The sequence below is a fragment of the Bacillus pumilus genome, from assembly GCF_003431975.1.
GTDB classification, from domain to species: Bacteria; Bacillota; Bacilli; order Bacillales; family Bacillaceae; genus Bacillus; species Bacillus pumilus_N.
In genome coordinates this window covers 772,835-785,708 of the sequence record NZ_CP027116.1, presented here as the reverse complement: position 1 = coordinate 785,708, position 12,874 = coordinate 772,835, and the positions used below count along the sequence as shown (strand labels likewise).

The 12,874-nt window shown below is 40.6% G+C and carries 14 protein-coding genes; 8 read left to right on the top strand and 6 right to left on the bottom strand.

The window, feature by feature from the left end:
- Window positions 1-10 precede the first annotated feature (10 nt).
- Window positions 11-1,669, bottom strand: a complete 1,659-nt coding sequence (locus C5695_RS03735; protein ID WP_117729306.1) for a pyridoxal phosphate-dependent decarboxylase family protein — start codon at window positions 1,667-1,669, stop codon at window positions 11-13.
- Between the two features lie 578 nt (window positions 1,670-2,247).
- On the opposite strand from C5695_RS03735, the gene C5695_RS03730 reads away from it, so the two are divergent.
- Window positions 2,248-4,233, top strand: a complete 1,986-nt coding sequence (locus C5695_RS03730) for a lipoteichoic acid synthase (RefSeq protein ID WP_117729303.1) — start codon at window positions 2,248-2,250, stop codon at window positions 4,231-4,233.
- A gap of 99 nt (window positions 4,234-4,332) precedes the next feature.
- Window positions 4,333-4,920, top strand: a complete 588-nt coding sequence (locus tag C5695_RS03725) for a YjgB family protein (RefSeq protein WP_117729301.1) — start codon at window positions 4,333-4,335, stop codon at window positions 4,918-4,920.
- A gap of 42 nt (window positions 4,921-4,962) precedes the next feature.
- On the opposite strand, the gene C5695_RS03720 is transcribed toward C5695_RS03725, so the two are convergent.
- The gene (locus tag C5695_RS03720; RefSeq protein WP_117729299.1) at window positions 4,963-5,469 is read right to left on the bottom strand and encodes a DoxX family protein; all 507 of its coding nucleotides are present in this window, start codon (window positions 5,467-5,469) and stop codon (window positions 4,963-4,965) included.
- Window positions 5,470-5,665: 196 nt separating this feature from the next.
- Between C5695_RS03720 and C5695_RS03715 the strand changes: the two genes are divergently transcribed.
- Entirely contained in the window at window positions 5,666-6,424 is a 759-nt protein-coding gene (locus C5695_RS03715) for a DUF817 domain-containing protein (RefSeq protein ID WP_117729297.1), read from the top strand.
- 18 nt (window positions 6,425-6,442) lie between these two features.
- Here the strand turns inward: C5695_RS03715 and nagE are convergent, their stop codons facing one another.
- The gene (gene nagE, locus C5695_RS03710; protein ID WP_117729295.1) at window positions 6,443-7,807 is read right to left on the bottom strand and encodes an N-acetylglucosamine-specific PTS transporter subunit IIBC; all 1,365 of its coding nucleotides are present in this window, start codon (window positions 7,805-7,807) and stop codon (window positions 6,443-6,445) included.
- Window positions 7,808-8,001: 194 nt separating this feature from the next.
- Here nagE and map point away from each other — a divergent pair, with 194 nt between their 5' ends.
- The 3 genes from map to C5695_RS03700 all read left to right on the top strand — a co-directional run bounded on the left by map (window position 8,002) and on the right by C5695_RS03700 (window position 9,306).
- Entirely contained in the window at window positions 8,002-8,751 is a 750-nt protein-coding gene (map, locus tag C5695_RS03705; RefSeq protein WP_117729292.1) for a type I methionyl aminopeptidase, read from the top strand.
- A 121-nt stretch (window positions 8,752-8,872) separates the two neighbouring features.
- A complete protein-coding gene (locus C5695_RS20375) occupies window positions 8,873-9,034 on the top strand; it encodes a hypothetical protein (RefSeq protein ID WP_003214360.1) in 162 nt (53 codons plus the stop codon).
- Window positions 9,035-9,168: 134 nt separating this feature from the next.
- The gene (locus tag C5695_RS03700) at window positions 9,169-9,306 is read left to right on the top strand and encodes a YflJ family protein (protein WP_003214303.1); all 138 of its coding nucleotides are present in this window, start codon (window positions 9,169-9,171) and stop codon (window positions 9,304-9,306) included.
- A gap of 40 nt (window positions 9,307-9,346) precedes the next feature.
- On the opposite strand, the gene C5695_RS03695 is transcribed toward C5695_RS03700, so the two are convergent.
- Window positions 9,347-9,988, bottom strand: a complete 642-nt coding sequence (locus C5695_RS03695) for an MOSC domain-containing protein (RefSeq protein ID WP_117729290.1) — start codon at window positions 9,986-9,988, stop codon at window positions 9,347-9,349.
- Between the two features lie 122 nt (window positions 9,989-10,110).
- Between C5695_RS03695 and C5695_RS03690 the strand changes: the two genes are divergently transcribed.
- Window positions 10,111-10,380 (top strand): acylphosphatase, encoded by a 270-nt coding sequence (locus C5695_RS03690; protein ID WP_117729288.1) that lies wholly within the window; start codon window positions 10,111-10,113, stop codon window positions 10,378-10,380.
- Between the two features lie 19 nt (window positions 10,381-10,399).
- Here C5695_RS03690 and C5695_RS03685 read toward each other — a convergent pair whose 3' ends face one another.
- Together C5695_RS03685 and C5695_RS03680 are read right to left on the bottom strand one after the other, a co-directional pair.
- A complete protein-coding gene (locus tag C5695_RS03685) occupies window positions 10,400-11,506 on the bottom strand; it encodes a nitric oxide synthase oxygenase (RefSeq protein WP_117729286.1) in 1,107 nt (368 codons plus the stop codon).
- A gap of 104 nt (window positions 11,507-11,610) precedes the next feature.
- Window positions 11,611-12,168 (bottom strand): PadR family transcriptional regulator, encoded by a 558-nt coding sequence (locus tag C5695_RS03680; RefSeq protein WP_117729283.1) that lies wholly within the window; start codon window positions 12,166-12,168, stop codon window positions 11,611-11,613.
- A 112-nt stretch (window positions 12,169-12,280) separates the two neighbouring features.
- On the opposite strand from C5695_RS03680, the gene C5695_RS03675 reads away from it, so the two are divergent.
- Window positions 12,281-12,766: a phenolic acid decarboxylase gene (locus tag C5695_RS03675; RefSeq protein ID WP_117729281.1), complete on the top strand. Its 486-nt coding sequence runs from the start codon at window positions 12,281-12,283 to the stop codon at window positions 12,764-12,766.
- Window positions 12,767-12,874: the final 108 nt, after the last annotated feature.

The window sequence follows — 12,874 nt, the reverse complement described above, 5'->3', positions numbered from 1 at the left end:
CAGATTTGATTTAAGCATGTACATGTTCAAATTGTCCACAAACAGATGCAATGACATCTTTTAAATAAGATACGATATGCGGGATATGCTCTGGTAACGTATAAGGTGAGATGACAAAAAACTTACTAACACTTAGATAGAATTCTTGTCCTTCTTTTGCATGAACAAGTAAAAACTTCGTTGTATCGCCAAAGAACATTTCGTCTCTTTTCTCTCCAAGTTTTTCAAACAGCATTTTGTTTAATTCATTGTTACGCTCAATTTCCATTGCCGTCGCTTCACCTGAAATTTCTTCTTGAAAACGAGGTGAGCCGTCCAGGTAAATTCTAAATAATGTAGCCATTCCAACGTTGTCATCATTCACGACTTCTGCTTGCGGTATTTCTTGGCTGAGTGCTTCTCTGAAGGCAAGGTTCACTTCTAAGAATTGACCGAGCAAGCGCTGATAGCCTTCAACTCCAAACGTTAATAGCACACTCAGCATACTGATAGAGCTCCCCATTCTCGAGCACTCCAGTGTATAACCCGTATGGTATTCGCCGTAGCCTCTATGACCAACGTATGGTGTCTCTTGTTCTTCCAGATCTAAACGCTTTAGGTCTACTGCGTTTTTCACTAAGAATAAACTAGATGTGTAAGGTGTTTGGCCGAGCTTTTGAAAGTCAAAGCACATCGTGTCAGCAAGAGAAAGATGCTGGAATTTCGCTTTGATTTCTTTTAGCATACGAAGAACACCGTCTGAGAATTGCAACGGGTTTTCAGCTAGATCATACTCATTAAAGAAAGCAAAGAATCCGCCGAGCGCTGAATCCGCATGAATATGCGGCACCTTTAGACCATACTCCTCAGCAATGGCTTCTGCTGTTTCACGTACCCCTTTTACATCATCAATTGCAATGGCATCTGTTGTTCCGGTTGTTGCGACAATATAAACGGGAATTCCGCCATTTTGTGCAACACGTTCCATTTGACAACGCAAATCTTCCATATCCATCGAATGATCTTTATTCGTTTTAATTCTGATCAAGTTGTCTGTGCCAAGTCCTGTTGCTTCCATTGACTTAAATAAGCTGTAATGTGCCGCATCAGAACAAAACGCATAAAGGTTTTGCGGAACTCCTTTTCGCAGTGACTCTGGCGCAACTTTTGCAATCGCTAAACGCAGTCCTGAGAAAATGGCTCCTTGACCTCCCCATGTTGTATATCCCCCGCTCACACTTGGATCATATCCGATGAGCTTAGACATCATTGAGACCACTCTGACCTCAGCTTCCGCTCCTGCTGGTCCATACACATCCCATAGGTTGTTTCCATTTACCAGCATAGCTGTCAGCATGCCTAGAATTCCTGGTGTACTTGCCATCGGCAAAATGTTCGTGAAGAAATACTTTGTGTGGTAAGGATGGTTATGTAAAAGCTTCAGTAATTCTTCATTCACAAGTTCCGCTTGCTGCCCGTTCATCGGAATTTGACTTGTTTCAGTGAGCTTTTGGTAAAAATCCTCCTCACGATTCTTTTCACCCTTTAGGTGTGCACGGTTCGGATCTTTTAGGTGATCGACCCCTGAAACAATCTGCTCCATCAATTTGATGAGTTCTTTACGCTCTGCTGCATTTCCGTCCTCACTCGGAAACCAGTTCTGAACGAGGTTGTTTGCTCGTACAGTCATATACTATCAATCCTTTCAATGGAAGATTTCCTGTCAAAGTCTATATCGACCCCAATTCAAAAGTTTATAGTCTCGAAATGCTCACTTAAGTATATTTAGATAATTTGTTCATTCATCAAAATAAATAAAACCCTTACAAAACACATCAAAACCATTATGTTAATGAAACGAAAAAATATATCAATATATTTTATTACAGGAAGATTTATCCACGTTATTTCCCTACTCATATGCTCATTTTTTTTACTTAACCTGCATAAACATTAAGAAACAATGGAAATACCCTTTAAATCACCATTGTAGAAACCAAATTAATTCTTTAGACTTGTGTCTTTTTACCTGTTTTATTGATATAGCAACTGGAAAATAACAGAATCTTCTGTCAATATTAGGATGAATTTCATAAAAAGTTTTTCGAAGAGCGAATATTTTCGTTTTCATCCCTTTTATTGCTCGGACAGGCTGCTAATGCTCTTCGCCGGTTATCACTTTTCTATTTGAGCATTTCATGGTATATTCTAATGGTTCGTTTTCTTTCGTTCCGCCTCTTCCGTGTATCGGAGAAAAGGAGTGTTTCAATGAAAACATTTATTCAAAAACGAGGCCTCGGCTTCTTTGTCATTGCAGCCATCTTATTGTGGCTCAAAACGTATTCTGCTTATTTAATTGAATTTAAACTTGGTATATCTAATGTGCTTCAGCATATTTTGCTTTTCGTGAATCCTATTAGCTCCAGCTTGTTCTTTCTTGGCTTTGCTTTATTGTTCAAGAAAAAATGGCAGCCTGCCGCTATCATTGTGATTCACTTTTTCATGTCTTTTTTGCTTTACGCAAACATCGTGTACTATCGATTCTTTAATGACTTTATCACGCTGCCTACCGTGATGCAGGCAGGAACGAATGGCGGACAATTAGGTGATAGTGCATTTTCACTCATGCGTTGGACTGATATGTTTTACTTTATGGATACAATCATTTTGATCGTACTCGCAGTTCGCATGAGAAGGCAGCAACAAACAAGTAGTACAACTACTGTACCTGTTCAAAAGTCAAAATCGTTTAGACTCGTCCTTGTGTCCTCTGTTGTGATCTTTGTGATGAACTTAATCGCTGCAGAGATTGATCGTCCAGAACTTTTATCAAGATCGTTCGACCGCAATTATTTAGTTAAGTATTTGGGTGCTTATAACTTTACTGTGTTTGATGCCATTCAAAATGTGAAATCAAACAGCCAGCGTGCTCTGGCAAATTCAAATGACGTGACAGACGTAGAGAACTATTTAAAAGCGAACAGCGCTGATCCTAACCCGGCATACTACGGGAAAGCGAAAGGCATGAACGTGATTACCATTTCTCTAGAATCTCTGCAAAACTTTGTTATTGATTATAAAGTGAATGGAAAAGAAGTAACGCCATTTCTCAATTCATTGGCACACGACAATAAAACATTTTATTTTGATAACTTCTTCCATCAAACAGGACAAGGAAAGACGTCAGATGCTGAATTTATGATGGATACCGGGCTATTCCCATTATCACAAGGCTCTGTTTTTATTAACAAAGCGCAAAACACGTATCAAGCCATTCCTGGCATTCTGAAGAAGGATCAGTACACGTCAGCGGAATTCCATGGCAATACGAAAACCTTCTGGAACCGTAATGAAATGTTTAAGTCCTTTGGATATGACAGATTTTACGATTCTGAATACTACGATATGAACGAGCAAGATACGAAGAACTATGGGCTGAAAGACAAACCGTTCTTCAAAGAATCTATGCCAATGCTTGAAAACTTGAAGCAGCCGTTTTATTCGAAATTCATTTCGTTATCAAACCATTTCCCATTTGGAATGGATGAAGGTGATACTGATTTCGAGCCTGGTGACTTCGGAGACTCTGTCGTCGATAACTACTTCCAATCCGCTCATTACTTAGACGAAGCGATTGAACAGTTCTTCAACGACTTGAAAAAGTCTGGTCTCTATGACAATACAGTCGTTATTATGTATGGTGACCATTACGGCATTTCTGAAAATCATAACGAAGCGATGGAAAAAGTGACAGGACAAAAAATTGGAGATTATGAAAATGCGCAGCTCATGCGTGTACCGCTCTTTATTCATGTACCAGGCGTAAAAGGCGGACAGATTCATAAATACTCTGGTGAAGTCGATGTCGCACCAACCCTTCTGCACCTGCTTGGCGATGATACGAAGAACTATTTAATGTCGGGTTCTGATATCTTATCGAAAAATTTCAAGGAGCTAGTGCCATTTAGAAATGGTGACTTTGTCTCTAAGGATTACACAAAAGTAGGCAATAACTATTACAGCAACAAAACAGGCGAGAAAATTGAGCCGACTGATAAGGCATCACAAGAAAATGAAACGGTGAAAAAGATGCTTGAGACATCTGATAAGATTGTCACCGAAGATTTACTCCGTTTCTACAAGCCTAAAGGCTTTACACCGATTGACCGCAATCAATATGACTATACAAAGAAAGTACAGGATGAAGAAGATTCCTCTTCCGCCAAAGGTGAATCCAGCTCTTCATCAAAATAACTTTCTCATATAAAAAACCAGCCGATCGTTGATCAGCTGGTTTTTTTCACGTTTGACTGGAATTGCACCGGGTATAACAAGAAGAAGGAGGAATTTATCATGAAAAAAACAACAGCTTTTGTCGTGACTGCATCACTCGCTTCTTTCGCCCTAATCGGTTTCAGCCCTACAGACTCAGCACACGCCATGACCAAAACGGCAGTTGAACAATCCGTTCCTCAAGGTCCAAAAACTGCATTAAATCATATTTATAAGCTGGCACATAAAGGGCAAATGCCGTACTATGCAGAAGGATTAAAAATGGGTGTTCAAACAAAAAAAGATGTTCATCATAAACTGGGAAATCCATACCCAGAAACAGGTCAAAGCAGCTTTGATATCTACCATGCTGAAATGGGGAATCCGGGATTTGCTTTTCATTATGATACAAAAGGCAAAATTGACGAAATCCGTTATTTCGGTACAAATGTAGAAAAAGAAACGAATATCGGCGGAATGACCCCTTCCCTATTAAAGAAACAACTTGGACAAGCTGATTCGGTCAGTACCATCCCACAGACAAAAGAGAAAAAATACGTGTATCGAACCGGGGATTATGAGCTTGAATTCATCGTCGGCCATGACCCAGATGTGAATCAGCAGGAGCTCACTGTCCTGCATATTAATTTGGTGAAAGCTCATTCCTAAATAAAAAAGCATCCTGAGCTTCTGCTCAAGGATGCTTTCTCTTTATGATGAAGCCACTTCTAAATGCGGCTTTCTTTTCATTTTTCGTTTCAAGACTGGACCTGCGACATAATCAAGTCCAAATTTGCCAGCATTCCCTTTCGCTGCCATGATGACGATAGCAATGAGCAAGAGAAGCGGGTTAACAGAGACGGTACCAGCTAGTAAGAAAGAGACATTCATCATGCTTCCGAAAAAGGCTGCCGTTGTTGTGAACAAACCAACGATTAATCCTAGACCTACTAAGATTTCTCCCCACATGACCATGGCACTGAATAGTCCAGCATTCGGCAAAGCGACATTTTCTAAAAACCATACATAAAACGGATACACGAGATGGCCATCTTTGACAACGGGTTCAGCTATCGCAAATTGTAAATAGCCTGATGCATCGAATCCGCCTGTTAGTTTTCCTATACCAGATGTCAGCCAAGTCCATCCGATATAAAGTCTTGCTGCCAAAAGGATAATCGCTGCCCATACATTCGTTTGTAAGAATTTTGTAAACATGATGATGCCTCCCTTTTAATTTATGTGAATTTTTTCACATTTTATTTATGATCTTATTATACTACGTTAAAACTAATTTGTGATCTTTTTCACATATGTATTCACAAATTGTTCATGAATATCTAGTTGAGGTAAACTTTCCCCTTGCTAAATCCGTCTAAGTCATTTAAGACAATGAAAAGAGGTTTTATTTTGTATGAAAACATTGTTGCATTTTGCTTACTTACAGGCGATATCGTGTCTATTCCCCGTTATGATCTTTGCGGCGCTCGCCCTATCGAAGTTGGTGGCTATTCCTTTTCTTCACCGGTATGATTTTATTCTACTGCTTTGCCTTATAGCCCAGATCCTCATGCTGACACTGCGGCTGGAGACATTGAATGAACTAAAGGTGATTTGTCTATTTCACCTGATAGGAATTGCCTTAGAAATGTATAAAGTTCATATGGGTTCTTGGTCCTATCCTGAAGAAGCTTATACGAAGTTCTTTGGGGTCCCACTCTATAGCGGGTTTATGTATGCGAGTGTAGCAAGCTATATTTATCAGGCACTGTCCCGGCTGCGCGTGCGGGTCACTTCATGGCCCCATCCGTTTCTTTCAATCGGGATCAGTATGTGCATTTATCTCAACTTCTTTACGCATCACTGGCTATATGATCTCAGGTGGTGGCTGACATTGCTGCTTGTTGTCGTGTTTCGAAAAACGTCCGTTTCGTTTCAGGTTGGCTCTTCTACCTTTCGAATGCCGCTTATCATCTCATTTTTGCTAATTGGTTTTTTCATTTGGATTGCTGAAAATGTCACGACATTTTTAGGGGCATGGCAATATCCAAATCAACAGCATGCGTGGTCTCTCGTACATCTTGGGAAAATTAGCTCTTGGTTTTTACTTGTTGTGATCAGTATTGTGCTAGTCATCGAACAGCGTAAACAAAAAAACGTTCAGCCCATTTGACCTGGCTGAACGCTTTTTTTAATCTCGATCGACTTCCTTGCGGAGATCATCTGCGACAAATTCTACATTCGTTCCAATGATGATTTGTACGGAGGTTTTCCCAGAAGTCAGTACCCCTTTGGCACCTGCTTTTTTCAATGTTCCTTCATTTAATAATTGAGTATCTTCTACTGTTAAACGTAGACGAGTGGCACAATGATCAATGGTGGTGATATTGTCTTTGCCACCAAGTCCCTCTACAAGCATACTTGCACCTTCCGTCTTCGCATCATCGGCTGCAATATCTTCAATGTCATCATCTTCCCTGCCTGGTGTTTTGAGCTTTAACAGTTTAATGAGGAAATAGAAAACAACAAAGTACACAATGCCATAAAGCACCCCAACGCCAAGCAGCATAAGTGGTTTTTGTGCGATGCCAAAGCTTAAAATATAATCAATCGCTCCTGCTGAAAAAGCGAAGCCGCTATGAATCCCGAGGGTGTTCACAATAAAAAGCGAAAGACCTGTTAATACAGCATGGACACCATATAAAAGTGGAGATAAAAACATAAATGAGAATTCAATTGGCTCAGTGATCCCTGTAATAAATGACGTCAATGCCATCCCAATCATCAGGCCAGCGGTTGCTTTTCGTTTTTCAGGCTTTGCGGTCACAATCATGGCTAAACATGCCGCTGGTAGACCGAACATCATGACTGGGAAGAAACCAGTCATAAAGACACCTGCACTTGGATCGCCTTTAAAGAATCGTGCTAAATCCCCTGTTGCTCCGCCAAATTCCCCAAATTGAAACCAAAATAAGTTATTCAGCACATGATGAAGCCCCAATGGAATGAGCAAACGGTTAAAGAAACCAAACAGCCCTGCACCCGTTGCGCCAAGACTTAAAATCCATTCCCCTAAACCATTGATCCCGGTTTGAATCGGAGGCCATACATATCCGAAAACGGCTGCTAATAAAATGGTGAAAAGTGCGGTCATAATCGGCACAAGCCGTCTTCCGCTAAAGAACCCTAAGTATTCGGGCAATTTCGTATCCTTGAATCGATTGTACACATAACCTGCCAATAGTCCGCATAAAATACCGCCCAATATCCCCATATTGTTCGTTGAATGAATCGACGTTGTACCAGCTGATAAAATAAAATAAGAGATCGCACCTGATAATGCTGCTGCCCCGTTACCATCCTTTGCAATGCCAATCGCTATTCCCATTGCAAAAATTAAAGCCAAATTCGCAAAAATTGCATTTCCCGCCGCATGAATAAACGGGATATCCAATACATCCTCCCGCCCAATAGCCAAGATGATCCCTGCTGCTGGAAGCACAGCGATTGGAAGCATAAATGATTTGCCTAGCTTTTGAAAAAACTGAAACACCATTTGCTTTCTCCCCCTTTGTCATCATCATGACCTCATCGTTTCGTTCATGATGTTCATAAAAAATATATCATATGCACGTCTAGTTATCTATACCAATTTGTCCACATTCATTTGAAATTCTGCTCTTTACTCTTTTCGCGTAAAATGTGGTAAGCTATTGAATAGAATGAAGTTATAGAAAGCGGGAATGAACAGTGATTGTCAAACATGATCATGAGTTAGAAGCCTTAAAAAAAGTCGGCCGAATTGTCGCTTTGGCAAGAGAAGAAATGAAAAGCCAAGCGAAACCAGGCATGTCTACAAAAGAATTAGACTTGATTGGGAAAAAAATATTAGAAGAGCATGGGGCCAATTCAGCACCTGAAAAAGAATACGACTTCCCTGGGACGACTTGTATCAGCGTGAACGATGAAGTAGCACATGGAATCCCGAGTGAAAAAACCATTTTACAAGAGGGCGACCTCATTAATATTGATATCTCAGCAGAGCTGGACGGCTATTATTCCGATACCGGAATTTCATTCGTATTAAGTACTGGTGATGCTCGTCTTGAAGCATTATGCCAGTGTGCAGAAGATGCATTCCTTGAAGGATTAAAGCATGCAAAAGCCGGTAAAAGACAAAACCAAATTGGTCGTGCGGTCTACAATACTGCTAAAGAACAAGGTTTTACCGTCATTAAAAACCTGACAGGACATGGCATTGGGAAAAATCTGCATGAAGCACCTAACCATATTTTGAACTATTATGATCCATTCGATAATGCTTTGTTTAAGAATGGTACCGTGATCGCCTTCGAACCTTTTATTTCAACAAATGCTGAATCGATTTATCAAGCTGATGACGGCTGGACATTTAAAACACCTGATAAGAGCCTAGTCGCACAGATTGAACATACCATTGTGATTACAAAAGACGAACCGATTATTTTAACGAAGCTGTAAGTCAGCTGCCCCCTTCTTCATTGAAGGGGGTTTTTCGTTTTCCTTTCACGAATCTGTAACGACTAAACAAAAATGCCTGTGGTAAAATAGGCAAAGATATGCGAAAGGGGTCTTATTTGATATGTGGTTCATCATCATCGGCGTTATCTTTTTGATTGAAAGTATTATCTTAACGGTTGTAGGTATTAAGAAAAAACAATCCATGATGACTTATCTTGGTATTGTCATCATGATTATGACGGTTGGCATGATCATCGTTACCCTCAACCCGCCAAATTCATAAATAATGATTTCCAGCATATACATGTATCATAGGCAGATAGAATCAGTTTTCATTTCTTAACACCTGCACACTTTTCACGTCCTTTTTTGTAATGTTACAATGCAGGCAGTTCCAATTGAAAGGAGTTTTCTATCATGCATTATGGTAGCAAAGGCTGGTATGTCGAAGAATTAAAGAAGCTTGGTGTGACCAAGCATGAAGGAAGAAAGCTTCAAAGCTTAAAAACCTATTTCCTTGCAAATCTACTTGAGCAAAAGAAACCTAGCTCATAAAGCTTAAAGCCGTACATCAGCATAAGATGTACGGCTTTTTTTAAATTCGTTTTTCTAAAGACTTCCTCACCACATCTGCTAAGGCATCAACCTCTAGAATGGCTTTCAGTCTCTTTGGATCTGTTTGACGATATTTGACTTCGTTCACTTCATGGACCGTAACATGATGAGGTGCTTTTTCTACTAATACAAGGGAAGCATCAGGCGGCACCATGCCTTCTTTCAGCACCCGTAAATAAAAGCCAGTATACCCTGTTTGCTGTACTTCTTTGACTAGCTTCATGTTGCCATGCTTAAGAGAGAGTTTCACACACGGCTGTCTTGGCTGGCTCACTTCCACAAGTGCTTCTCCAAGCTGAAACACATCGCCAATACGCACTTCTGTTTCGACTAGCTCATGCACTGTCACATTCTCGCCAAACGCAGCTTCCTGTAACGGAACCCCTAAAAATTGCTCGAAATAAGCATAATGATCATAGGGAAAGACGCATACGGCTTTATCATAGCCTCCATGATGAACCAAATCACCTTGTCCATCTCCCTTAAAATTGACCTTACTCAAATACACAGGCTCATGAATACGCTTTTTGTTGATAGCTGTTTTGATTTCTTTTCCGTTCGCATAGGTCGTGATGGGTTGCCCTACTTGGATTCCTACTATGTCATAACTCTTCTTCCCCACGATGACCATCTCCTTTGTGTGTCTCATGACTATTATTTTACATCGTTCAACAATGAAATCATAGTCGATGCGTGAAGGTCAGAAACAGCTATGGTACGATGAGAAAAAAAGGAGAGATGACATTGATTCATTATCACGCCATTGTCACAGGACGGGTTCAGGGAGTCGGTTTTCGCTATTTTGTTCAAGGAGAAGCCGTCAATCTTGGGATGAAAGGCTGGGTACGCAACACAGATGAAGGTCATGTTGAGTTAAAGGTGGAGGGTGAAAAGCAGGCAGTGCTTGATTTCTTAAAAACTGTTCGAAAAGGAAGTCCTTTTTCAAAAGTGACAGATATGAAGATGGAGCCGCTCACAGCATTAGCCCATTATCAGGATTTTCGAATAAGGTAATCAAAAAACCTAGCTTGCGCTAGGCTTTTTCTGTCCCATGATAGGGCTTTTCCTGATAAAAATAATTCGGCTTCACAATGGTATTGTCGTAATGCTTGTGGAAGATGTGGGTAGCAGCTGGTGATACTGGCGGAATCAGCCATGTCCAGTCCCCAGTCAGCTTGCGGTCAGCCTTTTCTTCCTGCTTTTCAAACTGCTTGAATTGATGTGCTGCTGTATGGTGATCAACAATCGTCACCCCTGCTTCTCGGTAAGAATGGAGAACCGCCACATTCAACTCGACGATGGCTTTATCCTTCCAAAGCGACGCATTCTTTGTCGTGTCCAGTCCTAATATAGAAGCGACTTTTTTCAGCATATTGTAGCGATTTTCATCGGCTAGGTTACGTGCACCAATTTCTGTGCCCATATACCAGCCATTGAACGGTGCCGCATTGTAATGAATACCACCAATTTCTAATTTCATATCAGCAATAATCGGTACCGCATACCATTTCAGTCCTAAATCACGAAATCCTTCATATTCAGGATGGGTGATCTCAACTTCTTTGACGATTTCTTTCGGAAGCTCATACAGAACAGGTGGCTGATCCTTTAGCTGAAACATGAGAGGCAGAATGTCAAAATGCGTGCCCTCCCCTTTCCAGCCATGAGCTTCACACAACTTTGTTAATTCAAGAGATGCCTCGTCGCCAATGATGCCATACTCCGTCTCATAGCCTGCATAACGAACGAGCTGATGATTATAAATGACGACTTCTTTTTGTGAATGATTTTCTGGAGGAAAGATCGTAATGGATGGTTTGATTTTCCCACCATTTGTTGCATACTCAAGATGATGAAAGAGTGCGTCTTTCACCTCTTCTTCTGTCTTCACATGACGGCAGTCGTGTACATGCAAAGATGACCAAAACAAACGACCAATACAGCGGTTGCTATTGCGCCACGCCATTTTCGCCCCGTGCGCTAACTCCTCTTGCGTATGAGTATACATCCCTTTAGCGTCAATTTCTTGTTTTATTTCATGCAGCCGTGCTGCTTTCTCTTCATTTGATTTGCTCAATTCTTCATAGCATAAAGAAATAAAAGCTTCTGCTTCATTCCATAACGCTTCTTGATTACTCAAACATACTCGCCTCACTTTAATACGAATATATCCATTGTAGCGGTTTCTATTAATAAATTCACTAGTTTCAAACCATTTTTTATCATATCATCCGACCATTGTCCTTAGTGCGTGGATGAATCAATACGTGAAAGGGTTTGTTCAAGCCAGCGGACATAGCCTTTTTCTCTTTCAATTGCCCTTGTCAGCACTAAGTAATGCCCGAATTGTGCTGAATGAAGCGATTCAGCAGCAGGATCTTCCTCTGTTAAAGCGTGCAGCTTCTGCTTTAGCATGTCTACTTTCTTCGTGCGCTCTAACAATTGATGTGTAAAAAGGTCAGCCGCCTCTTTTTTGTCCATCGAAGAGATGAAAAATGTTTTCAGCATGAATTCATCCTTTGTCGTTTCAGGTATCGGGTCTTTTGTCCTTAGCCACTGATGCAATGCTGCTTTCCCTGCCTCTGTGATTTGATAGACCTTCTTCTCTAGCTTCTTTCCTTGTATACGAACATCGAATTCAATGAACCCTTCTTCTGTGAGCCGCTTCAGCTCAGGGTAAATTTGGCTATGCTTCGCACTCCAAAACTGCCCAAGGGAATCCTTAAAATGTTTGGTTATATCGTATCCTGTCAGCTCACACTGATCTAGTAAGCCAAGAATGACATATTTCAAAACTCTCATAATGTGCCTCCAACGCTTATTCTTTGACAATAGTATATCATAGACTTTAAAATAAACATGTAAATCACGACATGTTTGAAACAACATTATTCTAATGAAAGAAGGAATAGACATGGATCAATTCGTTGGACTTCATATGATTTATACGTATGAAAATGGCTGGGAATATGAGATTTACATTAAAAATGATCACACCATTGATTACCGTATCCATAGCGGAATGGTTGGAGGCCGCTGGGTCCGTGATCAAGAAGTGAATATTGTGAAACTGACAAAAGGCGTTTACAAAGTCTCTTGGACAGAACCGACTGGGACAGACGTCTCTCTGAACTTTATGCCTGAAGAGAAACGCATGCATGGCGTCATCTTCTTCCCAAAATGGGTGCATGAACGTCCAGATATTACCGTTTGCTATCAAAATGACTACATTGATCTCATGAAAGAATCTCGGGAGAAATACGACACCTATCCGAAATATGTCGTTCCAGAATTTGCGGACATTACGTATATTCATCATGCAGGTGTAAATGACGAAACCATTATCTCCGAAGCACCATACGAAGGCATGACAGATGAAATAAGAGCTGGACGAAAATAAAAAAGCAGCACGCACTGTGCCGCTTCTAGATTGTAGACAAAGGGCTAAAATGATGTTGATTTTAGCCCTTTGTCTTTTTTTTCAGCGTGATAGAAAACCTTTGCAGCC

What these genes read in the sequence shown, in the direction of transcription:
- nagE (WP_117729295.1), bottom strand. Translation starts at nt 7,807, where the DNA reads ATGGTGTTTCAGTTTTTTCAAAAGCTAGGCAAATCATTTATGCTTCCA.
- C5695_RS03675 (WP_117729281.1), top strand. Translation starts at nt 12,281, where the DNA reads ATGGATCAATTCGTTGGACTTCATATGATTTATACGTATGAAAATGGC.
- C5695_RS03735 (WP_117729306.1), bottom strand. Translation starts at nt 1,669, where the DNA reads ATGACTGTACGAGCAAACAACCTCGTTCAGAACTGGTTTCCGAGTGAG.
- C5695_RS03700 (WP_003214303.1), top strand. Translation starts at nt 9,169, where the DNA reads ATGCATTATGGTAGCAAAGGCTGGTATGTCGAAGAATTAAAGAAGCTT.
- C5695_RS03725 (WP_117729301.1), top strand. Translation starts at nt 4,333, where the DNA reads ATGAAAAAAACAACAGCTTTTGTCGTGACTGCATCACTCGCTTCTTTC.
- C5695_RS20375 (WP_003214360.1), top strand. Translation starts at nt 8,873, where the DNA reads ATGTGGTTCATCATCATCGGCGTTATCTTTTTGATTGAAAGTATTATC.
- C5695_RS03730 (WP_117729303.1), top strand. Translation starts at nt 2,248, where the DNA reads ATGAAAACATTTATTCAAAAACGAGGCCTCGGCTTCTTTGTCATTGCA.
- C5695_RS03720 (WP_117729299.1), bottom strand. Translation starts at nt 5,469, where the DNA reads ATGTTTACAAAATTCTTACAAACGAATGTATGGGCAGCGATTATCCTT.
- C5695_RS03680 (WP_117729283.1), bottom strand. Translation starts at nt 12,168, where the DNA reads ATGAGAGTTTTGAAATATGTCATTCTTGGCTTACTAGATCAGTGTGAG.
- C5695_RS03715 (WP_117729297.1), top strand. Translation starts at nt 5,666, where the DNA reads ATGAAAACATTGTTGCATTTTGCTTACTTACAGGCGATATCGTGTCTA.